This window comes from Gammaproteobacteria bacterium, assembly GCA_015709635.1.
Classification (GTDB): Bacteria; Pseudomonadota; Gammaproteobacteria; order Burkholderiales; family Nitrosomonadaceae; genus Nitrosomonas.
Map to the genome: position 1 here is coordinate 1719616 of CP054180.1, position 24442 is coordinate 1744057.

At 51.5% G+C, this 24442-nt stretch carries 20 protein-coding genes and 1 riboswitch; of the genes, 14 read left to right on the forward strand and 6 right to left on the reverse strand.

What is annotated here, in order from left to right; all coding sequences use genetic code 11:
• The first annotated feature begins 5 nt into the window (after positions 1-5).
• Together HRU78_08085 and HRU78_08090 are read left to right on the forward strand one after the other, a co-directional pair.
• The gene (locus HRU78_08085; GenBank protein ID QOJ23611.1) at positions 6-575 is read left to right on the forward strand and encodes a hypothetical protein; all 570 of its coding nucleotides are present in this window, start codon (positions 6-8) and stop codon (positions 573-575) included.
• A 159-nt stretch (positions 576-734) separates the two neighbouring features.
• Positions 735-1967, forward strand: a complete 1233-nt coding sequence (locus tag HRU78_08090; GenBank protein ID QOJ23612.1) for an EAL domain-containing protein — start codon at positions 735-737, stop codon at positions 1965-1967.
• A 10-nt stretch (positions 1968-1977) separates the two neighbouring features.
• Here HRU78_08090 and HRU78_08095 read toward each other — a convergent pair whose 3' ends face one another.
• Positions 1978-5742 carry a response regulator gene (locus tag HRU78_08095; protein QOJ23613.1) on the reverse strand — a complete coding sequence of 1255 codons (3765 nt, stop codon included), beginning with the start codon at positions 5740-5742 and terminating at the stop codon, positions 1978-1980.
• A gap of 449 nt (positions 5743-6191) precedes the next feature.
• On the opposite strand from HRU78_08095, the gene HRU78_08100 reads away from it, so the two are divergent.
• On the forward strand, positions 6192-7493 hold the full coding sequence (locus HRU78_08100; GenBank protein QOJ23614.1) for a hypothetical protein: 1302 nt from the start codon (positions 6192-6194) through the stop codon (positions 7491-7493).
• The gene (locus HRU78_08105) at positions 7490-8935 is read left to right on the forward strand and encodes an undecaprenyl-phosphate glucose phosphotransferase (GenBank protein ID QOJ23615.1); all 1446 of its coding nucleotides are present in this window, start codon (positions 7490-7492) and stop codon (positions 8933-8935) included. The genes HRU78_08100 and HRU78_08105 overlap by 4 nt, the downstream gene beginning before the upstream one ends.
• A 25-nt stretch (positions 8936-8960) precedes the next feature.
• Here HRU78_08105 and HRU78_08110 read toward each other — a convergent pair whose 3' ends face one another.
• Positions 8961-9641 (reverse strand): dienelactone hydrolase family protein, encoded by a 681-nt coding sequence (locus HRU78_08110; protein ID QOJ23616.1) that lies wholly within the window; start codon positions 9639-9641, stop codon positions 8961-8963.
• Positions 9642-9725: 84 nt separating this feature from the next.
• On the opposite strand from HRU78_08110, the gene HRU78_08115 reads away from it, so the two are divergent.
• The gene (locus HRU78_08115) at positions 9726-10838 is read left to right on the forward strand and encodes a transglutaminase domain-containing protein (GenBank protein ID QOJ23617.1); all 1113 of its coding nucleotides are present in this window, start codon (positions 9726-9728) and stop codon (positions 10836-10838) included.
• A 74-nt stretch (positions 10839-10912) separates the two neighbouring features.
• Here HRU78_08115 and HRU78_08120 read toward each other — a convergent pair whose 3' ends face one another.
• From HRU78_08120 to HRU78_08130, 3 genes are read right to left on the reverse strand one after another with little or no spacing between them, the layout of a single operon-like run.
• Entirely contained in the window at positions 10913-11590 is a 678-nt protein-coding gene (locus HRU78_08120; GenBank protein ID QOJ23618.1) for an ATP-binding cassette domain-containing protein, read from the reverse strand.
• A complete protein-coding gene (locus tag HRU78_08125) occupies positions 11590-12753 on the reverse strand; it encodes an FtsX-like permease family protein (GenBank protein ID QOJ23619.1) in 1164 nt (387 codons plus the stop codon). Before HRU78_08125 ends, HRU78_08120 begins: the two co-directional genes overlap by 1 nt.
• Positions 12753-13568, reverse strand: a complete 816-nt coding sequence (locus tag HRU78_08130; protein QOJ23620.1) for an efflux RND transporter periplasmic adaptor subunit — start codon at positions 13566-13568, stop codon at positions 12753-12755. Before HRU78_08130 ends, HRU78_08125 begins: the two co-directional genes overlap by 1 nt.
• A 236-nt stretch (positions 13569-13804) precedes the next feature.
• Positions 13805-14024: riboswitch (cobalamin riboswitch) on the forward strand.
• 138 nt (positions 14025-14162) lie between these two features.
• Here HRU78_08130 and btuB point away from each other — a divergent pair.
• Genes btuB through HRU78_08175 form a run of 9 tightly spaced genes read left to right on the forward strand, consistent with a single transcriptional unit; the run spans position 14163 to position 22295 of the window.
• Entirely contained in the window at positions 14163-16010 is a 1848-nt protein-coding gene (btuB, locus tag HRU78_08135) for a TonB-dependent vitamin B12 receptor (GenBank protein QOJ23621.1), read from the forward strand.
• A gap of 13 nt (positions 16011-16023) precedes the next feature.
• The gene (locus HRU78_08140) at positions 16024-16602 is read left to right on the forward strand and encodes a hypothetical protein (GenBank protein ID QOJ23622.1); all 579 of its coding nucleotides are present in this window, start codon (positions 16024-16026) and stop codon (positions 16600-16602) included.
• 4 nt (positions 16603-16606) lie between these two features.
• A complete protein-coding gene (cobO, locus tag HRU78_08145; protein ID QOJ23623.1) occupies positions 16607-17212 on the forward strand; it encodes a cob(I)yrinic acid a,c-diamide adenosyltransferase in 606 nt (201 codons plus the stop codon).
• 4 nt (positions 17213-17216) lie between these two features.
• Complete coding sequence (gene bluB, locus HRU78_08150; GenBank protein QOJ23624.1) at positions 17217-17870, forward strand: 5,6-dimethylbenzimidazole synthase; 654 nt, start codon at positions 17217-17219, stop codon at positions 17868-17870.
• Between the two features lie 8 nt (positions 17871-17878).
• Complete coding sequence (locus tag HRU78_08155) at positions 17879-19360, forward strand: cobyric acid synthase (protein QOJ23625.1); 1482 nt, start codon at positions 17879-17881, stop codon at positions 19358-19360.
• Positions 19357-19887 carry a bifunctional adenosylcobinamide kinase/adenosylcobinamide-phosphate guanylyltransferase gene (gene cobU / locus HRU78_08160; GenBank protein ID QOJ23626.1) on the forward strand — a complete coding sequence of 177 codons (531 nt, stop codon included), beginning with the start codon at positions 19357-19359 and terminating at the stop codon, positions 19885-19887. Before HRU78_08155 ends, cobU begins: the two co-directional genes overlap by 4 nt.
• Complete coding sequence (gene cobT, locus HRU78_08165; GenBank protein ID QOJ23627.1) at positions 19884-20948, forward strand: nicotinate-nucleotide--dimethylbenzimidazole phosphoribosyltransferase; 1065 nt, start codon at positions 19884-19886, stop codon at positions 20946-20948. Before cobU ends, cobT begins: the two co-directional genes overlap by 4 nt.
• A gap of 13 nt (positions 20949-20961) precedes the next feature.
• Positions 20962-21555, forward strand: a complete 594-nt coding sequence (locus tag HRU78_08170; GenBank protein ID QOJ23628.1) for an alpha-ribazole phosphatase family protein — start codon at positions 20962-20964, stop codon at positions 21553-21555.
• Entirely contained in the window at positions 21555-22295 is a 741-nt protein-coding gene (locus HRU78_08175; GenBank protein ID QOJ23629.1) for an adenosylcobinamide-GDP ribazoletransferase, read from the forward strand. The genes HRU78_08170 and HRU78_08175 overlap by 1 nt, the downstream gene beginning before the upstream one ends.
• Before the next feature lie 117 nt (positions 22296-22412).
• Here HRU78_08175 and HRU78_08180 read toward each other — a convergent pair whose 3' ends face one another.
• A complete protein-coding gene (locus tag HRU78_08180; GenBank protein QOJ23630.1) occupies positions 22413-24440 on the reverse strand; it encodes a CopD family protein in 2028 nt (675 codons plus the stop codon).
• Positions 24441-24442 lie beyond the last annotated feature (2 nt).

The following is a 24442-nucleotide window of genomic DNA, read 5'->3' on the forward strand; positions in this document are numbered from 1 at the left end:
TTCCTATGCAGCAAGCGTTAAAAAATATTCGCGGCATCCTCATCTATACTGCGGTAATTTCATTGATTTCATTGGCCTATTTTATTTATGCCTACACGGTTCATCCGATTCCCGAAGAGCGTGAGACGTTTCTAACCGAAATCGGCGAAGGATTCGGGAAAACGGGCTTGGTGCTGCTGGTTTTTATCTATTGTCGCACACTGCTCAAGCTGCTGCTCGGTCAAGGTAAATTGGCGCAGCGCTTGCTTCCGGACTATATTCCACCGGTCGAATCATCCGGGCTGAACGATCTGTTGATCTGGATGAACCGCACGCATATTTACTTCGGTATCGCGGCGGTTGCCGTGATTTTGTTGCATATCGCGATGATGGGGTTTGCACGCTACAGCCACATTCTATTTTTCCCCGCTTTGCTGGGTTTAGTTATCTGGCAGGGCCTTTTTGGAATGTTTCTAACACTTCGCTATTCGCCGGTCGAACTGAAGAGATTTTCTTATCTGGTACATGCGCAATTTGTCACCGGCATTGCAATCGGTATTTTCGCTTTCTTCGGCCATGTGCTGATCGACGATTGATTGCTCAATTCGCTGATTTCCGATCCATAACCAATCTGCCGCTTTTATTTCATAGCGGGAAAAACGATTGTTATCATCTTTACCGGTACACAGTGTATGATCATGCGCTGATATTTTGAGAATCACCGGCAGGCCTCTCTTTCAATTATAAAAAAAGCTATGGATAGCGCGTCGAAAATTAAGATACTGATCCTCGATGACGATACTTTTATGCTCAAGCTGCTGTCGCGCATGCTGGCGAAGCTGGGCTACACGGCTGTCACTACCTGCGACAACGGTTCGGATGCGTTGCAAAAAATCGATCATACCGATACCTGTCCCGATTTGATCCTGCTCGACTTGAACATGCCGGATATGGACGGCATCGAGTTTGTGCGTTACTTGGTGGACCGTCAGTACCACGGTCAATTGATATTGGTCAGCGGTGAAGACGAACGCATGCTCAAAACCGCGGAAAAACTCGTGCATGCGCACAAAATTCCGATGCCCGGCTATGTGCACAAACCCGTGGATCCCAATAAGTTATCGGAAATCTTACAACGATTGGAGATTGAAACATCCATCCATCCGCAATCAAGCGACAAAACCTACAGCGCAGCCGATATTCGCTCGGCCATCGCCAATCAGGAACTGGTGAACTACTATCAACCCAAAGTATCGGTGGAAAGCGGTGACGTCATCGGCGTAGAAACGCTGGTGCGCTGGCATCATCCGCACGATGGTGTAATCATGCCGGACCGGTTCATTCATGTTGCCGAGGATAACAATCTGATCGACGATTTGACCCACTTGGTGCTAAAGCAGGCGATCATTCAAGCGGGAAAATGGCATCGTGACGGTCAGGCTTTGCGCGTGTCGATCAACGTCACGATGGAAAATCTGGCTTCTCTCGATTTTCAAGACATGGTGGTCAATCTCGTCAATGAGAATAATCTGCCGCCGCAAAAAATCGTCATCGAAATTACCGAAAGCCAGGTGATGGGACCGGATGCGCGCATTCCGCTGGAAATTCTCACCCGCCTGCGTCTCAAACGGTTTCATCTGTCCATCGACGATTTCGGCACCGGCCATTCATCCCTGGCGCAACTGCGCGACATTCCGTTTAACGAACTGAAGATCGATCAAGGATTTGTTCATCGTGCATGGCAGGACGATACGCTGCGCGCCATTTACGATGCCAGCTTGGCGATGGGCAAGCAACTGGGCATGGATATCGTTGCGGAAGGCGTTGAAGATCGCGATGACTGGGAACTGGTACAGCAAACAGGGTGCGATATGGCGCAGGGAAACTTCATCTCACGCCCACTCCTGCCCGCCGACCTGCTGCATTGGATAGAAGAATGGCACGGTAGAGTCCGCGCTGAAGCGCTGATCGCTTCCCCGGCATCTTAACCAAACAGTTTTACAAATTTTCCCCATCTGGCGCGGTTAAGGAATCAAGATAGGTTTTAACCGCGAGCATTTCCGCATCAAATTGCGGCAACAACACCGCCAGTTCCGCCGCAGCATTCTTTTTACCTGCTTGTTCCATGGCCGCGCACAATTCACCTAATGCCAGCGCCCCCACCGATCGTGCGGATGATTTCAGCTTATGCGCCAACCCACCGGCAACCGTCAATTGACCGGCTTGATAAGCGACGTGCAGCTCTGTAGCTATTTTTTCCGCGCTGGCGCGAAAATCTGTCAGCATTTCCCGGATCATCTCCGCATCATTGCCGACCAGCTCTTCCAGCACATGGACATTGACCGGTACCACTGCCGCTTCCACTTTACTCGCTGATACGGCGGCTGCAGAAGCCGCAGGTTTTGCAGTTACCGGCGCTTCGCTGCGCGGCAAATATTTTTCCAGAATCTGGCGCAAATCCTCAAGTTGCACCGGTTTGCTCAGGTAATCGTCCATGCCGGCGTTGAGGCAGTGTTCCCTCTCACCTTTCAAGGCATTGGCCGTCAGTGCGACAATCGGCATGTGCTGTTGGCCGGATTCCGCTGACCGGATCTCTTTCGTCAATTCAAAACCGTCCATCTCCGGCATGTGCAAATCGGTCAGCAGCAATCCATATGCACAATTCTGCTTACGTTTCAGCGCTTCCCGGCCATCGTTGGCAATATCCGCTACATAGCCAAGTAAAGTCAGTTGCTGGCGGATGACTTTCTGGTTAATGTCGTTATCTTCCGCCACCAAAATAAGCCGGCCTTGGCGCAGCGCTTCTTCGCGCGAGACCGAGGTAGGCTGTGACTTGAGAGTGCTGACAAGCGGCGCGCTCTCCGCGCTCGCTTCCACTTTACCGGCGGCAATCGCCATCGCGCGCAGCAACGATTGACGGTACATGACATCGCCATCAAGCGTAATGATATCGATATCTTCAATGCGCGCCTGGCGGCGGCGGCCACGTTTGATCACGACAAAGCGGGGGTCGATGTATGGTTGAACCTCCCTCAATCCGGCTTTACCCGGGCGTTTCTTTATCTGCTCACCGCGCGCATTAAATGCAGTGCGCAGCGCTTCGATGGAAAACACTTCCTGACCCGCATCGATCACCACCAGCCATAACCCGGGCGTCAGATTTCGAATAACTTGATCAGCCTTGGAAAAATCGGATATTTGTTTAACTTCCGCTCCTGCGCTGCGCAAATAAACCGCCAAATCATTGCTCAAACTGGCGTTGTCGCCGAGTATCAAGCAATTCATGCCGTCCAGGTCTTCGATCTTGTGATTGATAACCGCGCTAGCCGGTAGCGGTTTAAAAGGCATTTGGATAATGAAAGTGGATCCTTGCTGCGGCTCGCTTTGCACGGTAATTTCCGCATCCATCAGCTCCGCCAGGTGGTGCGAAATCGCCAAACCGAGACCGGTGCCGCCGAAGCGGCGCGTGGTGGAAGGATCGCCTTGCGAGAAAGATTTAAAGAGCTTTTCCTGCGTCTCTTTATCCATACCGATGCCATTATCGGTGATTTGAAAGGTCACCACGATCTGGTCCGTATTCGATTCGGTCAATAATACCCGCACCGACACCTTGCCTTGTTTTTCCTGCTTACTGGAAAATTTGATCGCATTGTTGATGATATTGACCAGCACCTGGCGCAAACGCAGCGGATCGCCCAATACATTTTCCGGGATGGCGGGATCGATAAACAGAGTGAGCTCAACTTTCTTACTGAGCGCCAGATGTGCCAGCATACCGCAGGCATTCTCGATGATGCTGGCCAGCGGCATCGGAATTTTCTCGATTTCCAGCTTGCCCGCTTCGATCTTGGAAAAATCGAGAATGTCTTCAATAATAGAGAGCAAGGCATAAGCGGAATCGCGGATCAGATTCGCCATTTCCATTTGATAACCGCTCAAACTGGTTTGCCGCATGACATCGATCATACCGATCACGCCATTCATCGGTGTGCGGATTTCGTGACTCATGGCGGCAAGAAACGCCGATTTGGCTTTGTTGGCTTGCTCCGCTTCGATGCGGGCTTGTTTCAAATCCTTCATGATACGCACATGTTCGCGGATATCGCGCATCACACCGGTGAAATGCCGTTTTCCGGCAACAAAATATTCGCTGACAGCCAGATACAGTTCAATCCGCTCACCGTTTTTACGCACACCTTCCACTTCCCGTCCCAGGCCGATGCCGTGCGAACCGGACAAATAAGGGCGCCCGATATATTCCTGGCCATGACCGGTACGACAATAGTTTTCCATATAACTATTATGCTTGCTGCGATCCGGTTCGGGTACGATGATCGAGATGTTCTGTCCGATCATCTCATCGTGGCTGTAACCGAACAATTTCTCCATCACCGGATTGACGGATAAGATGGTGCCGATTTCGTCGGTGGTCACCACGCAATCCACCATGTGCTCAACTACCGAGCGCATTTCCTCTTCTTTGATCGCCAAAGCTTCGTTAGCGCGCTGCAGATCGTCGGTTCTGGTCGCCACGCGATGTTCCAGCTCCTGATTGAGCTGCACCAGATTTTCTTCGGCTTTATTGCGATTTTGATCGCTCGCGCATAGTTTTTCGACCATCGCATTAAACGTGTGCGCCAACTGTCGCATTTCATCCCAGCCTTCAATCGCAACCAGTTGATGCAAGTTTCCCGAAGAAATTTCCATTGCACTCTGATTCAAATGTTTCAAGGGATTAACCACGCGGCGGTGGAACAATATCGCCCCCAATAAGGCGGCAAACAATATCAAAATCAGAATAACCAAGCCGATAAAATGTACCTTATAAACAGAAGCAAAGGCTTCTTCGACATCAATTTGCACGACGATGCCCCATTTCATACGCGGCAAATAACGCCATGCTGCAACCACTTCCTTGCCGCGGTAATCGGTAGTCAATGCACCGCCCGATTGCCCCTTCAAAGCATTTTGCATGGCTTCGGAAGATGGCAGTGTATTCAGCGGTATCCGGCGTTTCAGTGCTGCATCGGGATCATATTTGAGCGGCACCATGACGAGTGCAGTCTGATCGTCTTCCAGACGCGCCACGACCGTTTCACCGCTATCACCCAGTCCGACGTTATTCGATAACACGGTAAACACGCGTTGGCTGTAAATTTGCAATGCCAAAACACCCTTGGTTTCTCCATTTAATACAATCGGTGTTGCAACAAATGCGGCAATAGCGCCCCGGGATGGTTCGTAGCGTTCAAAATCCGAAATACTGCTTTTCAAGTTCTCCAGCGCAAAGCGTGTCACCTTGCCTAAACCGGTATCGCGATAAGGACCGGTAAATAAGTTGGTGGCAAAATCGGATTCGTGCGTTTGCGAGTAAATAATCGTGCCTTGGGTGGAAATCAAAAATAAATCGTAATATTTCGCATCTTCAACAAAACGTTTGAAATTTTCGCGATAACTGGCGTCCAAGCGGCGATATTCCTCCGAATCCACTCCGTTTTCCTCGAAAATTTTGGAAAATCCGATAATGGCTTCATGTGTCGTGCTGGCGTCACGTATCAAGCTGGTATCGAGCAAGCGCTCTTGCAGATAACTGTCGATTTGTTCGAATTTTTTATCGGCAATGGCAGAAACATTGCGGATGGCCGATTTCTTGATTTCTTTCTCAAAGGTGTGCAACAGGCTATTACCAATGACCAATATTGGCAGCAAGGAAACCAATGTAAACCAGACAGCAAAACGCTGCGTCAATGAAGTGAATTTCATTCGTTCCTCCTTGCAATGATTGCAATTGGAATTGATATTATTAGGGAAGTTCTGAAAAACTGCTACGCTCGGCCATGCTCGCTACCTGTTTCAGAGTTTCCTTAGCACATTTTTCTATCCGACCGAAAAACCGGACTGACAAAACAGTCGCAGTTCTTCCCATAAATGCCGTTTGTATCTTTCTTGCTAATCTTATTGCTTGCGGATGCCGTAAACCCAACCATAATTTTTTTCCGTGTTACGCCAATGCTATCGAAAGATCTTTACTTCAGTTCCCGATCCTACTTGTTAAAAATAACGACTAAGGGTATTAAAGGGGTAAAAAAAGTATGTTTTCCGGTGGAAAAAGTGTTGTTAAAAATAATTTTATGAGAACATGTTATGGAAAACACAGGTTCTGTCAAATATCTTGATCTTTGTCTACTGGAAACTCTGAGAATCTCAAGTTAATGAAACATCAATTCATGGAAGTTACATTTACTCGCATCACTCAGTCTATTACCCGCATCGCGCACTGCCTTTCACGACTCATCCGGTTGCGGATACTGATTTCCGCGGGTGTTTTACTGCTGCTTTTCAGCCACACCGCATCTGCTGCGCTGTTTGGCAAATTGATACAGCCTTATGGTAGTTACAGCTTGACCGCCGATGACAACATATTGCGTATACGCGATGGAACGAATCCCCTGCCGCTACTGGGCACGAATAATCTTTTTGATATTTCCCAGCGTTTTACCGGCGGAGTACTGTTAGAAAAAGAAATCGGGCGGCAACGGTTCAATGCGAATTTAAACTGGACTCATACCCGGTTTGAGAAATTCAACCAAATGAACAACAATCTGAAAAGCTTCAACGGCAGTTGGCAGTGGTTTCTCGGCAACCGCTTGGAAGGCAACATGGGTGCAAGCTATGTACAATCACTAGCGCCGTTCGTGTTTCAGCCAGGTGTTAAAAATGTCAGAACCGAGCAAACCGAGTTTTTAAATGCGACATGGAGTCTTCATCCCAGCTGGCGCTTGAATGGCAGCTATACCCATTACGATCTCAGTTCGAATAGTCCCACGTTGCGCTTCCTGAATCGTATCGAAAACCGCTTTGAAGGCGGCATCGATTTCATAACGTCAGGCAGAAATACCGTGGGGATACTCTTTCGCGATACCATCGGCGATTTCCCGGTGCGCGTTCTGGCGGCGGATGGTTCGTCCACGGACAATAGCTATAACCAGATGGAAGCGTTGGCTAAAGTCAACTGGGTGGTGACCGCAAAATCTCGCCTCTACGGAACCGGCGGATGGGTGGAGCGCACCAATGCAAGCTTTAAAACGCGTGACTTTAGCGGATTCAATGCCCGTATGGTCTATCAGTGGCAACCTACCGACAAGGTCGGCGTCTCGGTTACCGGGTGGCGTGAAACTGCGGCTATGCTGATGCTTACCGCCAGCTTCAGCTTGAATACCGGTGTCAGCATTATTCCCCATTGGGACATCACCAGAAAAGTAAGACTCGAGGGAGATTTTTCCTATCAGCATCTGAAATTTGACCGTTTTTCAATTTTTACCGATTCATTTCTACCGATCGGTACGCACAATACGCTTCGCAATGCCACGGTAAAACTCATATACGCCCCTTATCCTGGTTTACAGGTCATCGCTTCGGCCTATCATAACGATTTGCAGACCAATAACCCTTTGGGCGGATTTAATGCCAACGGTGCCAATATCAATCTGCAATATACTTACGGAAAACGATGACAGTCAACGATTTACCTATCGTAGCTTTTTTCAAGCACTTGCTCGACCCGTTCATCATCTGGAGCATGCTGATCCTGACCGCTTGGTTATACGATGAAGACTTCACCAGTTACTATCTGGTGCTGGTCATCATCACCTTCTTTATTTCCACTTATATTTACGAGCGCATCCTCATTTACCGCAATTGGCGCAAGGGCCGCTTGCTTGCCTATATGCGCGATACGGTGATGGGTTGGCTGGTGATTGTCGCTATTTTGGTATTTCTCGGTTATGCCACTAAATTTTACAATCAGTTTTCCAAACAAGTTCTGCTGACCTGGTTTATCGCCACACCGCTCATGCTGATTGCAAGCCATCTCACGGTGCGCAGCATCGTCACCAATCTGTATAACAAAGGCAAGCTACGCTCGGCGATCGTGATCGGCGCCAATGAAAACAGCTTGTCGTTCATCCGGCATATTGCCGAGCTGCCCTTTTTATTGGTCAGTTATCAAGGCTTCTTCGATGAGCGCAGCAGTTCGCGCATCGCCGGCAACTTCGGTGCGCAAACGGAAGAGCCGGTTGATCCTGCTGCGGCAGCGGCGATCACCCGGCCGGATGATTTCGGCTCGCGCTTAGGAGGACTGGATGATGTCGTGCCCTACATCCAGAAGCATAATACCGAGATGGTTTTCATCAGTTTGCCGATGTCGTCTCAGCCGCGCATTCAGAAACTGATGGATGAGTTGCCGGATACCACGTCATCGATCTATTTCCTGCCCGATATTTATATCTTCGATTTGATGCAGGCGCGCTTCGAGTACATTGGCGATGTACCGGTCGTGGCTATGAACGAATCGCCTTTTGTCGGTGTGGATGGTGTGGTGAAAAGTGTCAGCGACTTTGTACTGGCTCTGCTGATTATCATTTTGCTATCGCCTTTGATGGCGTGCATCGCCTTGGCGGTGAAAGTTACATCGCCCGGCCCGGTGATCTTCAAGCAGCGCCGCTACGGCCTCAACGGCGAGGAGATCATCGTGTATAAATTCCGCTCCATGACGGTCACCGAGGATGGTGCCACTATTCAGCAGGCCAAGCAGAACGATCAACGCTTGACCAAAATCGGTGGCTTCCTGCGCCGCACGTCATTGGACGAACTGCCGCAATTCTTCAATGTGCTGGAGGGCAAAATGAGCATCGTCGGCCCGCGTCCGCACGCGGTGGCGCATAACGAACTCTATCGCAAGCTGATCAAGGGCTATATGCTGCGTCATATGGCCAAACCCGGCATCACTGGTTGGGCTCAGGTCAACGGCTGGCGCGGTGAAACCGATGTGCTGGAAAAAATGAAAGCGCGCATCGAGCACGACCTCTACTATCTCAAAAACTGGTCCATCTGGCTCGACCTCTGGATCATCTTCAAAACCATCAGCGTCGTCATCAAAAAAAATAATGCTTATTAGCCTCGCTGAATGCACGGAATAACGATCAGCCGAGAATACGCCGCAACCAGCTGCTGATAGCGGCAATTTCCTGTCCGCATACGGTATGCGCCATGGGGAATTCATGCCATTCCAGAGAATAGCCGCTGGCCAGCAGTTTTTCCTTTGATTGTATAGCCAATGTTAAAGGTACTACCGGATCGTAGCTGCCATGTGCCATAAAAATCGGTGTTGCGGCATTGGCACTAGAAGCTTCGGCTGAAAGCGTGTCTGCCAGCGGCAAATAACAGGATAATGCAATAATTCCAGCCAGCGGATTATGCTGACGCAACCCGGCTTGCAGTGCCATCGCACCACCTTGCGAAAAACCGGCCAGCACGATGCGTTCGGACGGAATACCGCGCTGCATTTCCCTGTCGATCAAAGCATCGATTGCTTTTTGCGACCCATGAATACCGGATTTATCCTGGTGATCGCTAAAATTTGCATGAACAATATCGTACCAGGCGCGCATGATGTAACCGTTATTAATCGTGACGGGACGCTCGGGTGCATGCGGAAAAACAAACCGGACCGCCGTACCGGGCGAAAATTCCAGTTCGTCGACGATCGGCACGAAATCGTTTCCGTCAGCACCCAGTCCGTGCAGCCATATAATGGCATGTGTCGGGGAATCGTCCGTTTCGATTTCCACCGCAGGCAGAAAATCCATCAAATGAGTCATCATGTAAATACCTGTGTGCGCTGCATTGACATAAAGAAACGATCAGATAAAATTCCGCAACTCAACAAATTCACCATAAAGGAAGTTATGAAACGCAGGGATTTTATAAAATTAATCGGCACAAGTGTACTCTCTTTCCCGGTTTCACCCTTAATGGCCAAGCAACTGCTGTCATCGGATTTCAGCAATTGGACCAGCTATCGCTTAACCTATCAAATCGACCTCCCGGTCAATGGCAATTCCGCGCGCCTATGGCTGCCGCTGCCCGATACCAATGACTCCGCTTTTCAGTTCACGCAAGGCAGCAATTGGAATGGCAACGCCACTAAAGCTTCTTTCGGTACACTGGGAGCCAGCCCTTTCCCGGTTTTCAAAGCCGAATGGCAAGGCAAACCGAAAAGCGGCATGCGTCACGTCACCGTCAGTTGCATCGTGAAAACCACGCACCATTCCTTGGATCTCACGCACGATCACGCCACCAAGAATTCCGCGCTGCCGCACAGCATCAAGAATTATTTGAATCCGACCCACTTGAAACCAACCAACGGTATCGTACGCGAAACCGCGCATGCCATCTTGAAAGATAAACATGCCGCAACGACAGTGGATCAAGCAAAAGCCATTTATGACTGGGTCATCGATAATGCGCAATACGACCAGAATACACGCGGGCGGGGGCAAGGTGATATTAAAGCGATGCTGGAAAAAAGCCAGCTGGCCGGTAAATGTGTCGACTTGAATTCGTTGTTTGTCGCATTGGCAAAAGCCGCCAATATCCCGGCGCGCAATCAGTACGGCATCCGCATCAGCGAATCGAAATTGTTTAACAGTATCGGACAATACGGTGACATCAGCCAATCGCAACACTGCCGCGCGGAATTCTTTCTCGCTGGCCGCGGCTGGATACCGGTGAATCCGGCCGATGTGCTGCAGGCATCGAACTTGGAAAAACTGGCGCTGGACGATCCGAAAATCATGCAATTGCGGGAAAAGTTTTTTGGCACTTGGGAAATGAATTGGCTGACATTCAATCACGCTGAAGACTTGACGCTGCATCCAAGCAACACTGCCAGCAAGCTGCCATTCTTCATGTATCCGTACGCGGAAATCGATGGCAAAGCACTCGACAGCCTGGATCATGAAAGCTTTGCCTACAAAATCACTTCCGGTGAGCTCGTCGGTACCGGTGCTAAATTATAGCAATCATAAACATAATCCATTGGAAACACTGAATCATATAGCGGGCACGGTATGCTTCCGGTGAACCGGCGCAATCAGGTATTTTTAATCACGCCATCTTCCAGCTCCACCACGCGATCCGCGACATCGAGAATGCGATAATCGTGCGTCACCAGCAGGATGGTAGTTTGTGATTCCTTTGCCAGTTGCTTCAGAATACTGACCGCTTCGTAGCCGCTCTGTTTATCGAGTGAAGCGGTCGGTTCGTCGGCCAGCACGATTTTCGGTTGCCCGACCAAGGCGCGTGCGATGGAAACCCGTTGCCGCTGCCCGGCTGACAGTTGATCCGGCTTGTAGTGAAGGCAATCTCCCAACCCGACGGCGGTCAGCATTTGCGCCGACCGCTCGAGCCGTTGCTGCTCCGTCAGCGTGTTGCCCATTTCCAACGTCATACTGACGTTTTGTAACGCCGTGAGCGATTTGAGTAGATTATGCTGCTGGAAAATGTAACCGATTTGCTGGCGCACTTTGATTTTGACTTGCTCGTTGCTATTGATCAATTGCTGATCAAGCACCATGACGCTGCCGTGGAACGCTTGGCGTAGTCCGCCGATGATGGTCAAGAATGTCGTTTTTCCGGAGCCGGAAGGCCCGGTAATCAGCACGATTTCACCTTGGCGGATCGCAATCGTCACATTCTTCAGAACAGGTTGTACCAGGGCGCCGCTGCCAAAACTGAAACTCAAACGATCGACATCGATGATCGCCGTCATCAGAACATATCCGCCGGATCGGCGGCTTTCAATTTGCGGATGGCCAGAAATCCGGCCATGGCGCACATGGAGAGAATAAACACGAACACGGTGGTCACTTTGTTCAATGTCATCGGCATCGGCATAAATATTTGCGACTCCGCCAGATGATACAAACCGACGGAAAGCGCACAACCCGGAACGAATCCCAAAACCGCCAGAAAGAAAGCCGAGGCAAACACCACGCGAATGAAATAGCCCTGCTCGTAGCCGATGGCTTTGAGCGTGGCAAACTCATTACGCAGATTGGCGATATCGGTAAACAAAATCTGATACACGATCACTAAGCCAACTACCCAGCCCATGACGGTGCCGAATCCGAATATAAAACCAATGGGCGCCATATTCGCCCAGTAATTCCTCTCATACTGCATCAGCTCTCCATAGGTAAAAACATTGACGAATTCATTCAACCGCAGGTGCAGTTCGGCTTGCGTCTGTTCGATCGAGGCGCCCGGGTAAAGTTTGATGATACCCAAATCGATATCGCTGCGATTTCTTTTGGGAAAAATCCGCATGAAATTCAATTCGCTGGCGACGATATTGCCATCGGCAGCGAAAGATACGCCCAACTTAAACAATCCGATGACGGCTATCTTGTAATCATTGATCTCGGTGATATTTCGCCCGTTATCCAACAGTTGCCGCAGCGGTCCGAATTCTGGCCGGGAATATTCGTCGAACAGCACGGTATCCTTCAGTTTCAACCCCGCCTGCTGATCCCGGATGGTCTCCACGCTGAATATCTGCGAATCCGGATCAAAGCCGTACACCATTAATGTGCGCTTGACCCGGGTTTCAATATTCTTGAACGGCGCTAACCCCAGATAAAGCGGATAAACTTCGGCGACTGCCGGATTTCCCAACGCACGCATCAACTCGCTGCGTTTAAATGTCACCGGGCGCCATAGCGCTTCGCTTTGCTTGTGCATCAGAAACAGATCGCCATCCAATTTCAGCGGTGCGGAAATTGCGCTGGCATACAGCGCATCCCGGAAACCCAATTGCATGAATACCAGCACGCACGCGAACAACACACCGCAAATCGCGGCAACCAGCTTGGTGCGGTCAAAAACCAATTGCCGCCATGCCAGCCGCGCTGGAAAATAAAACCAATCGATCATCACGGCACGATACGCACGTTAACCTGGCGGAAGATCTGGTGCTGTAAATCGGTTACCGCATCCGGCTCCAGCGTCAGACGGACTTCGATGATGCGGTTATCGCGGTCGGCCAACGGATCGGTGTCATTGATATCGTTTTTTCTGACCAGGAATCCCAGTTCCCTAACTTGCGCGCGATAAATTCGCTTAAAACCCGTTGCATGAATACATCCTGGTTGACCTGCTTCCACTTGCAGCAAATCGGATTCATAGACTTCCGCCACGACATCGAGTTGCGATAAATCCGCCATTTCCAGCAAGCCCTTATCGCCGATTCGTTCGCCCGGTCGCGTATGAATCTTCAGGACGGTACCGCTGATCGGTGCAGTAATGCGGGTATTGCTCAATTCCGCTTCATTAACTTGTTGCTCGGATCGCGCTTGTGCGATTTCCGCCACTAAGCGTTTCAGATTGATTTGCGATTGTTCGAACGCCAAGCGCTTGGCGTCGGCGATCGAGGCACTCGTTGCGGAGCTGAGTTCGAGCGATTGATGGCGCAAGTATTCCCTTTTATTGAAAGCCAGCGCAGCTTGCTCCACCGCATGTTGTGCCTCGAGTACTCTGATACGCGCTTTGGTTGCTTCAACCTGCGCTTTTTTCTTGAAATGATCGGACAACAATGCCAGTGTATCACCGGATTTGGCCTGATCGGCCTCTTCAAAAAAGAGCTGTTCAACGCGCGCGCCTTCCGGTCCGGCATTGTGGGAAATTTTAATCACGCGCGAACGCGGTTCAATCCGGCCGAGCGCACCTATGCCCTGCTGATTATCCGGCAAGCAACTCCTCTCGGCGAATGCGCTGAAATTCGCAAAAAACAAGCTTGCAAGTGCAAAAATAAAATACTGTGCTTTACCGCCCATACATCATTTCTCTGATAAATTCGCCCAAAATGCGGTGTTTTCTTCCTATATCACGCGCTCTGTGTGCCGCCCGGAATACAGAATCGCATTGTGACCATCACCGGCATACTTTTTCAACCTATTCTTGACATACCGGCTGTCCATCGGGTAAGTTTGCGCCCTCACGTTCAGGTGCCTGCGAGTTTCTTTTCTTGCAGGTTAAACGGGAAGCCGGTGCGTCTGATTCCATTCAGGCAATGCCGGCACTGCCCCCGCAACGGTAATTGAGTTAACGATCTGCATCACGCCACTGTGCAACAACACGGGAAGGCGCAGATCCGGAATTGCTTCCGCTCATCAGTCCGGAGACCGGCCCGAAGTGTACACATTACTGCGAGATTGCGGCGGGCAATCGGTGGCATTTCAGACGGTTTTTTTAAACCGCTCGAGTTGTCCATTTCCGGATTCTTCTTCCGCATTCGCTCATTTTTAAATTCGACAACGCGCGGGTGTGCGCGGAGGAATCAAATCATGCAGAAATGCCGTTTAACGGCGCTGGCGGTGCTATGGCTCGGCACAGCAATGAATGTATTTGCCGCAGACGCGGATCATCAGGAGAAACCGGTTATCGTTACAGCCACACGCACGGCTCAGACCACCGATGCTGCACTCGCTTCAGTCACGGTGATTTCGCGCCAGGACATAGAACGCCAGCAGGCGCGCTCGATTCAGGATTTGTTTCGCGGCGTGCCGGGAATGAGTATCTCGAATAATGGCGGTGCGGGTAAAGACACCGCCGTGTTCATGCGCGGCAGCGAATCCGATCAAGTGCTCGTCATGATCGACAACATCAAAGTGGGTTCCGCTACTTCAGGTACCACGGCATTTGAAAACATTCCGATCGATCAGATCGAGCGCATCGAAATCGTGCGCGGCCCGCGCTCCAGCTTGTACGGCTCCGAGGCCATCGGTGGTGTAATCCATATTTTCACGCGCAAAGGCAGTGGTAGCGGATTCAAACCGAATTTCAATTTCGGCGGCGGCAGTTACGGAACTTTGGAAGGCGCTACGGGATTCGCGTATGGCGGCAAGCAAGGCTGGTTGAACATGACCGCCAGCGGTATCGGCACGCGCGGGTTTAATGCCTGCACCGGTTCCAGCGATGCCGGTTGCTTTGTCGACTCGTCCGATCCAACCTTATATGACAAGGACGGTTACCGCAATGTCGCAGGCACTGCACGTGCGGGGTACCGTTTCCAAAACGGATTGGAAATCGACGGTAGTTTCATGCGCTCTGCGGGCAAAACCGAATTCGACGGCAGCTTCGTCAATAAAGGGATTGTGATGCAGCAAGTTTTTGGCGGCACGGCGCGCTATTCGCCGCTCAAGTTCTGGCGCGTCAATTTGATCGGCGGCAGCAGTCACGAAGATACGGATAATTTTCTTAATACCTTGTTTCAAAGCCGCTTCAATACCACGCGCAACACCATTTCGGTACTGAACGATTTCACCATCAATCCGAAAAACTTGCTGACCATCGGCATGGACTACCAGAATGATCATATCGACAGCACCGAAGCTTTCACGGTGCGCTCACGCACCAACTGGGGTGTTTTCGCGCAACATCAGGCCACCGTCGCCAAACATGATTTTCAGCTCTCGCTGCGGCATGACGATAACCAGCAATTCGGCAGCCGGGTGACCGGCAGTGCGGGTTGGGGTTATCCGCTCACGGAGAATGTCCGTCTGCTGGCAAATTTTGGCAGTGCCTTCAAAGCGCCGACATTCAACGAATTGTATTTTCCCGGCTTCAGCAATCCGCATCTGCGTCCGGAAGATTCGCGCAGTTTTGAATTCGGCACACGCGGCAAGGCGGCTTGGGGTAATTGGTCGTTGAACATCTATGAAAATGACATCTACCACTTGATCGCCTACGACGCCGCCACTTTTGCGCCCGCCAATGTCGATCAGGCACGCATTCGCGGATTTGAGGGAATCGTCAGCTTGCAGGTCAAGGGCTGGCAATTGAACGGCAATCTGACGCTGATGGATCCCGAAAATCGTTCATCCGGCCCAAATCGCGGTAATATATTGCCTCGACGCGCCCCGGAATCGTTCCGGTTGGAAGCCGACCGGCAATTCGGCCGATACCGCCTTGGCGCGATGCTGCTGGTTGAAGGCCAGCGCTATGACGATCTGGCCAATACCCGCAAGCTGGATAGTTACGTTAAATTCGACTTACGCGCCGAATACAACCTGAATAAACATTGGCGTTTGCAAGGTCGTATTGAAAATATATTCAATGAGCACTACCAAACCGCGGCATTCTACAATCAACCGGGGCGGAATTTTTTCGCCATGTTGCGTTATCAACCTTGACTAGGAGTTAAACATGCTGACTTTATCGCTTCGCCATCAAATCGCCATCGGGCTGCTGCTGGTCGTATTCATGATCCTCACGCGCAGCCATCATTTCGCCACGCTGCATAACCTTGCCGATGCATCCTGGGCGATCTTCTTTCTCGCTGGAGTTTATCTGCGTTCCGCATGGCCGCTAGTGGGATTTTTTGCGTTGAGCTGGGGATTGGATGTTGCCGCTACCACCTGGGGCGGTGTCAGCGATTTTTGTATGACCCCGGCGTATATTTTTCTGTTGCCGGCTTATGCGTCGTTATGGCTCGCCGGACGCTGGTACGCGAAACGGCATCAATTCGCATGGCACACCATTCTGCCACTTTTTGCCAGCATCGTAGTGGGTGTAACGCTGTGCGAGCTATTCTCCGGCGGCGGGTTTTATTTCTTCTCCGGCCGCATTGCAGAAACCAGCATAAGCGAATTTGGCGAACAACTGCTGAAATATTTCCCGCTTTATATCGAGACCTTCGTTTTTTACCTGGGTATCGCCGTTGCCGTTCATGCGCTCTTGACGTTCATCGCGCAGCACAATCCGCGCAACACCACGGCAGGATAACGCCATGACCGATTCCGGGCGCGCAGAACGCCATCGCACACGCATGCAGCGCAAGAAAGAAATCGTCGATGCGGCGATTGCGCGCGCGGATCGTGAAAAGGGTTTGCTACTGGTTCTGACCGGCAACGGCAAAGGTAAATCCAGCTCGGCCTTCGGCATGCTGGCGCGAGCACTCGGCCACGGCATGCACGCGGGTGTCGCGCAATTCATCAAAGGCCGTTCGGATACCGGCGAAGAAGCATTCTTCCGCAAACAATCCAATGTCACTTGGCATGTCCTCGGCGAAGGCTTCACCTGGGATACGCAGAATCTGGAACGCGACACGGAAACCGCGCAACGTGGCTGGGCTGTCGTGCAAAAAATGCTGAATGATCCGTCGCTGGATTTGATCGTGCTCGACGAACTCACGTATCCGCTTAAATTCGGCTGGCTAGATCTGGCAGCGATACTGAACGATCTGAAAAACCGCCCGCCCATGCAGCATGTCGTCATTACCGGACGGGGCGCTCCCGAAGCACTGTGTGAAGCGGCGGATACAGTTACCGAAATGACTGACATCAAGCATGCATTCCGTGCCGGCGTGCAAGCGCAAAAAGGGATCGATCTGTAGCATCATGAGCCATAACCATCGCTTCAGTGATAGTGAACGTGCCGCCATCTATCGTGTGATCGCCGAGCGCCGCGACATGCGGCATTTTCTTCCCGACCCGGTTGATCCTCTCGTATTGAAGCGCCTGCTCGCCGCCGCCCACCAGGCACCCAGTGTCGGTTTGATGCAACCATGGCGGTTTATCCGTATTACCGATCCGCAGTTGCGCAATACCATTGCAACCCTGGTGGAAGAAGAGCGGCACCGCACCGCCGCTGCACTGGCGGAACGCAGCGATGAATTCATGCGCTTGAAAGTCGCCGGTATTCAGGAGTGCGGAGAGCTGCTGATCGTCGCATTAAGTGATCGGCGCGAGCAACACATTTTTGGCCGCCGCACTTTGCCCGAGATGGACTTGGCTTCGGTCGCCTGCGCCATTCAAAATTTCTGGCTGGCCGCGCGTGCTGAAGGATTGGGTATGGGCTGGGTGTCATTGTTTGATCCCGCGCAATTGGCTGAATTACTCAGCATGCCTGCCAGTAGTAAGCCAGTCGCTATTTTATGCCTGGGTCATGTCGAAGCCTTTTATCCTGCGCCGATGCTGAAACTGCAAGGCTGGGCGGAAGAACGTCCGCTGCAGGAATTGCTTTTTCATAATTACTGGAACAATACGGCATAACACACACGATGAACACGCAAACACTGATGGTCCAGGGTACCACGTCGGATGCCGGCAAAAGCATGCTGGTGACGGCGCTATGCCGCTGGCTGGCGCGTCAAGGCGTGCGGGTAGCGCCGTTCAAGCCGCAGAACATGGCGCTCAATAGCGCGGTTACCCGTGATAGCGGGGAAATCGGCCGGGCGCAAGCGGTGCAGGCTTTGGCCGCCGGATTGGCACCACATACCGACATGAATCCGGTATTGCTCAAACCCAACACCGACAAGCATGCGCAAATCATCATTCACGGTCATGCGCTCACCAATATGGATGCCAGCGGTTTTCATGACTATAAATCGATCGCGCTGCAAGCTGTGCTCGAATCGCACACGCGGCTTTGCGCTCAATACGAGCGGATCATCGCCGAAGGCGCGGGCTCACCGGCGGAAATCAACCTGCGCACCAACGACATCGCCAATATGGGGTTTGCCGAAGCAGTCGATTGCCCGGTCATTGTCATCGCCGATATCGACCGCGGCGGTGTTTTCGCCCATCTGGCAGGCACATTGGCACTACTGAGTGAAAGCGAACAAGCGCGCATCCAGGGATTTGTCATCAACCGCTTTCGTGGCGACAAAACATTACTCGACCCCGGATTGGATTGGCTGGAACGCTATACCGGCAAACCGGTATTGGGTGTTTTGCCATACTTGCAAGGATTGCACCTCGAAGCGGAAGACGCGTTACCGCACGCTAATGATCTTATTGCGTCAGCGGAAGAACAGCATCTGCGGATTATCATTCCGGCATTACCGCGCATCAGCAATCACACCGATTTCGATCCGCTGCGCTTGCACCCGCAGGTACACGTGCAGTTTATCGGTCCCGGTGAAACCATTCCATCGGCGGATTTGATCATTTTACCTGGCTCAAAAAATGTCCGTGCGGATCTCGATTGGTTGCGTCAGCAAGGCTGGGAATCGGCAATTCAGAGGCACTTACGTTACGGCGGAAAGTTGCTGGGAATCTGCGGCGGTTTTCAAATGCTCGGCAAACGAATTCATGATCCGCATGGTTTGGAAGGCGATGCCGGTAGCGCGCCAGGACTGGCATTTTTCGATATAGAAACAACATTGGAGCCGCACAAGATTCTGCGCAACGCGCACGGCCGGTTGACTTTCAACGACGCAACCGTGACCGGCTACGAGATCCACGCGGGAGTCACTACTTATCACGCACCTTATCAACCGCTTGTTCATCTGCCGCAAAGTCAGGATGGTGCGGTCAGCGATGACGGTTCGATACTGGGAACCTATCTGCACGGCATTTTTACATCCACGGCTGCTCGCAAAGCGCTCCTAGCTTGGGCCGGATTGGACACCCAAGTGGAAATGCCCGATTACCAAACGATCTGCAACGCCGCCATCGACCGGCTGGCGGATTGTGTCGAACAATACCTCGATACCGCGCAACTGAATCGGTTGCTCAACTTGGGCGCACAGTCATCATGACAGCCACCAGAACCTTGATTCTGGGCGGTGTGCGTTCCGGCAAAAGCCGCCTGGCGGAGCGTCTGGCGATGGAAAGCCGATTGCCGGTTACCTATATCGCCACGGCAACCGGCGATGACGCTGAAATGCGCGCGCGGATCGCCGCACACCGGGCACGGCGGCCCGATCACTGGCAAGTCATCGAGGAACCGCTGCAACTGGCATCCGTATTGACGCAACATACCAACGAGGAACGCTGTCTATTGGTCGATTGCCTGACGCTCTGGTTGACGAACTGGTTGCTTCATCCGGAGGCGGCGCGATTGGACGCCGAACGTACCGCATTTCTCAACGCACTTTCTCAGGCAACCGGCAGGTTGATTCTGGTCAGCAATGAAACCAACATGGGCATCGTACCGATGGGAGAATTGAGCCGCCGTTATTGTGACGAAGCGGGTCAATTACATCAGGCAGCCGCGCAGTGCTGCGACCAAGTGATTTTGACCGTCGCCGGCTTGCCTTTGGTGTTGAAAGGAGAGCCGGTATGACGCCATCGGCAACCTTCGATTGGCTGAAAGCGCCGCTGGCTCAACCCAATGCGGAAATGCACCGGTTAGCGCAGCACCGTCAGATGCAACTCACCAAACCGCCGGGGGCGCTCGGCCGTTTGGAGGAAATCGCCATCCGGCTGGCTGCACTGCAAAATACCCAACAACCCGGTGCTGATCGCGCATATATCGCCATTTTTGCAGCGGATCACGGCGTCGCCGCTGAAGGCGTTTCCGCATTTCCGCAATCGGTTACCGCTGAAATGATCCGGAATTTTGCCCGCGGCGGCGGTGCCATCAATGTTCTGGCACGTACCTTGGGTGCCTTGCTGGAAATTATTAACCTGGGAACCGTGCAGGCTATGCCAGCGCTGGCAAATGTCAGGGATTGCCGCATCGGAGCGGGAACGGCCAATTTTATCCATGAACCCGCGATGACCTGGGAGCAACTCAGCCAGGCGCTGACGGTCGGCTATGAAACGACCGAACGCGCACAAAAAGACGGCCAGCAACTTTTCATCGGCGGCGAAATGGGCATCGGCAATACCACCAGCGCCACTGCGTTGGCGTGTCTTTTGTTGCATGAGGATCCGGTGCTGCTGACCGGGCGCGGCACCGGACTGGATGCGGCAGGCGTCATGCACAAGATGGCAATCATCAAACGCGCCTTAGCCCTGCACCGGCCGCAGATCAACTCTCCATTGGATGCACTGCGCCGTGTCGGCGGATTTGAAATCGCCGCATTGACGGGAGCCTATATTCGCGGCGCGCAACTCGGTTTGCCGGTGCTGATCGATGGATTTATCAGCTCAGCCGCTGCACTGGCCGCCGAGCATATTGCACCGGGTTGCAAGGAATGGTTCATTTTTTCGCACCGGTCTGCGGAATCCGGGCACGCAGCCATCCTCAAAGCACTCGATGCCGATCCTTTGATCGATTTGAACATGCGCTTGGGAGAAGGCAGCGGAGCCGCCGTGGCGCTCAACCTGTTGCGCATGGCGTGCGCGTTGCATAATGAAATGGCGACTTTCTCCGAAGCGCACGTTTCCCGGAACGATTAACGCTGCGGCTGCCTTGACGACTTATATCGATTTGCTGCGGCACGGCGAAACCGAAAATAGTCATCGCTATTGCGGCAGCTCGGATTATCCGTTGACACGGACCGGCTGGCAGCAAATGTGGAAAACCACTGAGGATCAAACGCCGCAATGGCAGCATATCATTACTTCGCCGTTAATTCGTTGCGCAGATTTTGCACAGGCGCTGGGGCAGCGATATTCAATTTCCGTCACGTGCGATAACCGCATCCGGGAAATTCATTTTGGCGCTTGGGAAGGTTGCTCTGCTGCTGAATTGCAGCAAAGCGACGCCGATGCGTTATCCCGTTTCTGGCAAAACCCGCTTGATCATCCGCCGCCTGATGGCGAACATTTACTGGATTTTGAGGCACGCGTTTTGTCAGCCTGGAAAGATATACAAGCACAATTTTGCGGTAAAAGAATTTTACTGATCACGCATGGCGGCGTCATTCGCATCCTTGTTTGTCATATTCTGCACCACCCGCTCGAGCGATTGCTGGATATCGATGTGTGCCATGCCAGCATGCGGCAGGTTTGCATAAAACCGGATATACTGCCGCGCGTCACGCTGGTTGCGGGGCCGCACTGATGATCAAACCATTTCTTGTCGCCATACAATTTTTAACCCGGCTGCCTGTACGATTGGCAGCACAACTGGACGAAAAAGATCTCGGCTATTCATTACTTTTCTATCCGTTGGTAGGCGCCATGATCGGATTCATTTTGGTGGGAATAGGTTGGCTTATGACCGGCGTACCGCCATTGGTGGCTTCTGCCTTGCTGGTCACCGCTTGGATCATATTGACCGGAGGACTCCATTTGGATGGTTTGGCGGATAGCGCAGATGCCTGGATCGGCGGATTAGGCGATCGGGATAAAACAATGGCGATCATGAAAGACCCGAATTGCGGTCCGGCTGGTGTGTCAGCAATCGTATTGATCACCCTGCTGAAATTCGTCTCGCTGTACACTTTGACCATTGCGAACGAATGGACCGCCATCATACTGGCAACCGTCCTTGCGAGAACATTGCTACCTTTGCTATTTCTGACCACGCCTTATGTGCGGAAAAATGGCTTGGGATCTCCATTAGCCGCCTTTCAGCCGCGCCGTTGGAGTATTGTTGTCATTATCGTCACATTCGTGTTGATTTTTTTTCTGACCGTGAACCGCTATTTGTGGTTAGCGCTAGCCGCGATTATTACATTCTTGTTTCTGCGCCACCTCATGTTGCGCCGTATTGGCGGAACAACGGGCGATACCGCCGGCGCATTGGTGGAAATAGCCGAGACGGCTATCTTGTTGACTGCGGTGATTGCTATTCGATAAACGATACCGACAAATAAAGCACCCCGCCACAAACAGCGGGGTATTAACCGCGCTCTTCAATCTGTTGGTCTTCAACCAGCTTTCGCCCCAAGGAGCGGGGAATTGAACCCGCAGAGATTAACGGATGTAATCTTCCGGGTAAGGTATTACCATTTTTTCGCGATTCAATAAGCCAATCTGCTGACGCAGCGTAGCGATATCCGACCAGCCCGATTGATCTACCGCTGGGATCCAACGCGCGCGCATATACCCGTTGCGGTCAATGAGAAATTCCATATGATCTGGATTCCCCCCCCGCCCGATGATATCCGGATGACTGATTGTGCGGCGCGATAATGCATAGCTCGTCACAATTTCAGCCGCGCTTTGCGTTACGACCGGGAAAGGCAGCTCCGTCGTAATTTGCACTATTTCATCGTCGCTCAGTTCCTTGGCAGGTACAGCCAGTAACGCCACATTTTGCTCACTCAACTGGTTATACGCTTGCTTCAGCTGTTCCAGGCGATCACGCGATTGCGGCCAGGAAAAAATAACCAATAGCACGGTTTTATGATTACGGAAATCTTGTAATGTACCGCTGCTGCCATTATTTTCCGCATACGAAAAAACCGGTGGTTTGACATACGCTTTGTTTGGGATGATTTCTGGCGCTAGAATTCGTGCTTGATAGCCTCGCGATAATGCATGCACATAATTGACCAGATCCCAGCGGTCTTCATCGGACAACTTATCCGCAAAGCCTGGCATATCGGTATTGATCATACCGTAACTAATCCAATGATAGAAATCACCCGGTGTATGTTCCACGGTATGTGGTTCGGTCAACAGATCCGGCAATTTTGTCGATAATGTCCGGGATTTGATGCCATTGCCCATCCCCTGAAAACCATGGCATTCCACGCAATGCTGTGCGTACAAAGCAGCACCATTCGCTACTGACGTTGCATCGAAAGGCACCGGCGGTCTGCGATAGGTTTCCGGATAAGCTTGAATGGTCAACGGCGGTAATGCAACCGCAAGACCTGACACCAACAATACGGTTGGAATACCAATTAAGCGCCGGTATTTCCAATGACGAAATTTACCGAGCAAAATCGCTCCTGCTGCAAGTATCAGAATAAAAGCGCCTATCCATACTTGAGTCGCAACATTGGGTTGATTCCAAGTCGCATTGATCGAGAAACGGAACGGATAAGGCCAATTTTCAATTAATGCATACTTTACCGGCGTGGTACTGGCGATGACGGTTGCCAGCAGTAGCAATAGCAATGCCAGAATAAATTCGATGCGCACCCATTTCTTTACCCCTGCTCTACCGGCATCAGCATCCGCCGCAGTTGCGCTGTTTGCCAATAACGGCAACCAATGTGCGCGTACGCGTGCTGCAATGAAAAGAATGACAGCCAAAATCAATATTTTTATGCTTAATAACCAGCCATAGGACGTTGCCACGGAAGCTGCGTAATAACCATCGAACATACGGTCAGCTACTATAAAGCCGGTTACAACAATCAATAGCATCGCAGGCAAAGCAACGGCCGAAAAGCGTCTTAGCGTTTCAAATTCTGAAATGGTTATTCGCTTGTTTTTGTCGCTTTTATTATTTTCGTAAACTAGCAGCAGAAAAGCCGGTAATGCACCGAACCAAACACCTGCCAGGATGAGATGCAAAGCAAAAGGTGTAATTATCGAGAGTGATAATTCTTCAGTTGCGGAATGGCTTGTCAGTGAACCCGCAACTAATGGCAATGCAGCAATAACTGCACCTAAAAGATATCGCCAACGTGCTCTGGGAGATTTGCGAAGATAAATGACGATGAACAACAGCAGGGTAGCTAATGAAATACGCCAGACCCATATTTGACCGACACGCGTATCATTTATAAATCCCAACCAGGTATCCTGCTGCCATAAGTTGTCGGGATTTCCGGTAGCTTGAGTTATGGTCGCAGTCAGTATGACGATCAAACCCATAGGGATACTTATTGCCAGCCACGGAAACAAACGCTCCAGTTTTTCAATCCATGGATCCAGATAGGCTCGTTTTCCAGTATCCGCGATAGCTAAGAATATACAACTACCTAACAAAGTCAGGTTTGCTGCAAGTTGAAACCAACGTGCAATTGCCGCAATGACATCTATCATTT

Coding starts and splice junctions, on each gene's coding strand:
- HRU78_08155 (QOJ23625.1), top strand. CDS start 17,879: ATGAACACGCAAACACTGATGGTCCAGGGTACCACGTCGGATGCCGGC.
- HRU78_08175 (QOJ23629.1), top strand. CDS start 21,555: ATGATCAAACCATTTCTTGTCGCCATACAATTTTTAACCCGGCTGCCT.
- HRU78_08115 (QOJ23617.1), top strand. CDS start 9,726: ATGAAACGCAGGGATTTTATAAAATTAATCGGCACAAGTGTACTCTCT.
- HRU78_08090 (QOJ23612.1), top strand. CDS start 735: ATGGATAGCGCGTCGAAAATTAAGATACTGATCCTCGATGACGATACT.
- HRU78_08120 (QOJ23618.1), bottom strand. CDS start 11,590: ATGACGGCGATCATCGATGTCGATCGTTTGAGTTTCAGTTTTGGCAGC.
- HRU78_08110 (QOJ23616.1), bottom strand. CDS start 9,641: ATGATGACTCATTTGATGGATTTTCTGCCTGCGGTGGAAATCGAAACG.
- bluB (QOJ23624.1), top strand. CDS start 17,217: ATGAGCCATAACCATCGCTTCAGTGATAGTGAACGTGCCGCCATCTAT.
- cobT (QOJ23627.1), top strand. CDS start 19,884: ATGACGCCATCGGCAACCTTCGATTGGCTGAAAGCGCCGCTGGCTCAA.
- HRU78_08180 (QOJ23630.1), bottom strand. CDS start 24,440: ATGATAGATGTCATTGCGGCAATTGCACGTTGGTTTCAACTTGCAGCA.
- cobO (QOJ23623.1), top strand. CDS start 16,607: ATGACCGATTCCGGGCGCGCAGAACGCCATCGCACACGCATGCAGCGC.
- HRU78_08100 (QOJ23614.1), top strand. CDS start 6,192: ATGAAACATCAATTCATGGAAGTTACATTTACTCGCATCACTCAGTCT.
- cobU (QOJ23626.1), top strand. CDS start 19,357: ATGACAGCCACCAGAACCTTGATTCTGGGCGGTGTGCGTTCCGGCAAA.
- HRU78_08125 (QOJ23619.1), bottom strand. CDS start 12,753: ATGATCGATTGGTTTTATTTTCCAGCGCGGCTGGCATGGCGGCAATTG.
- HRU78_08105 (QOJ23615.1), top strand. CDS start 7,490: ATGACAGTCAACGATTTACCTATCGTAGCTTTTTTCAAGCACTTGCTC.
- btuB (QOJ23621.1), top strand. CDS start 14,163: ATGCAGAAATGCCGTTTAACGGCGCTGGCGGTGCTATGGCTCGGCACA.
- HRU78_08085 (QOJ23611.1), top strand. CDS start 6: ATGCAGCAAGCGTTAAAAAATATTCGCGGCATCCTCATCTATACTGCG.
- HRU78_08095 (QOJ23613.1), bottom strand. CDS start 5,742: ATGAAATTCACTTCATTGACGCAGCGTTTTGCTGTCTGGTTTACATTG.
- HRU78_08140 (QOJ23622.1), top strand. CDS start 16,024: ATGCTGACTTTATCGCTTCGCCATCAAATCGCCATCGGGCTGCTGCTG.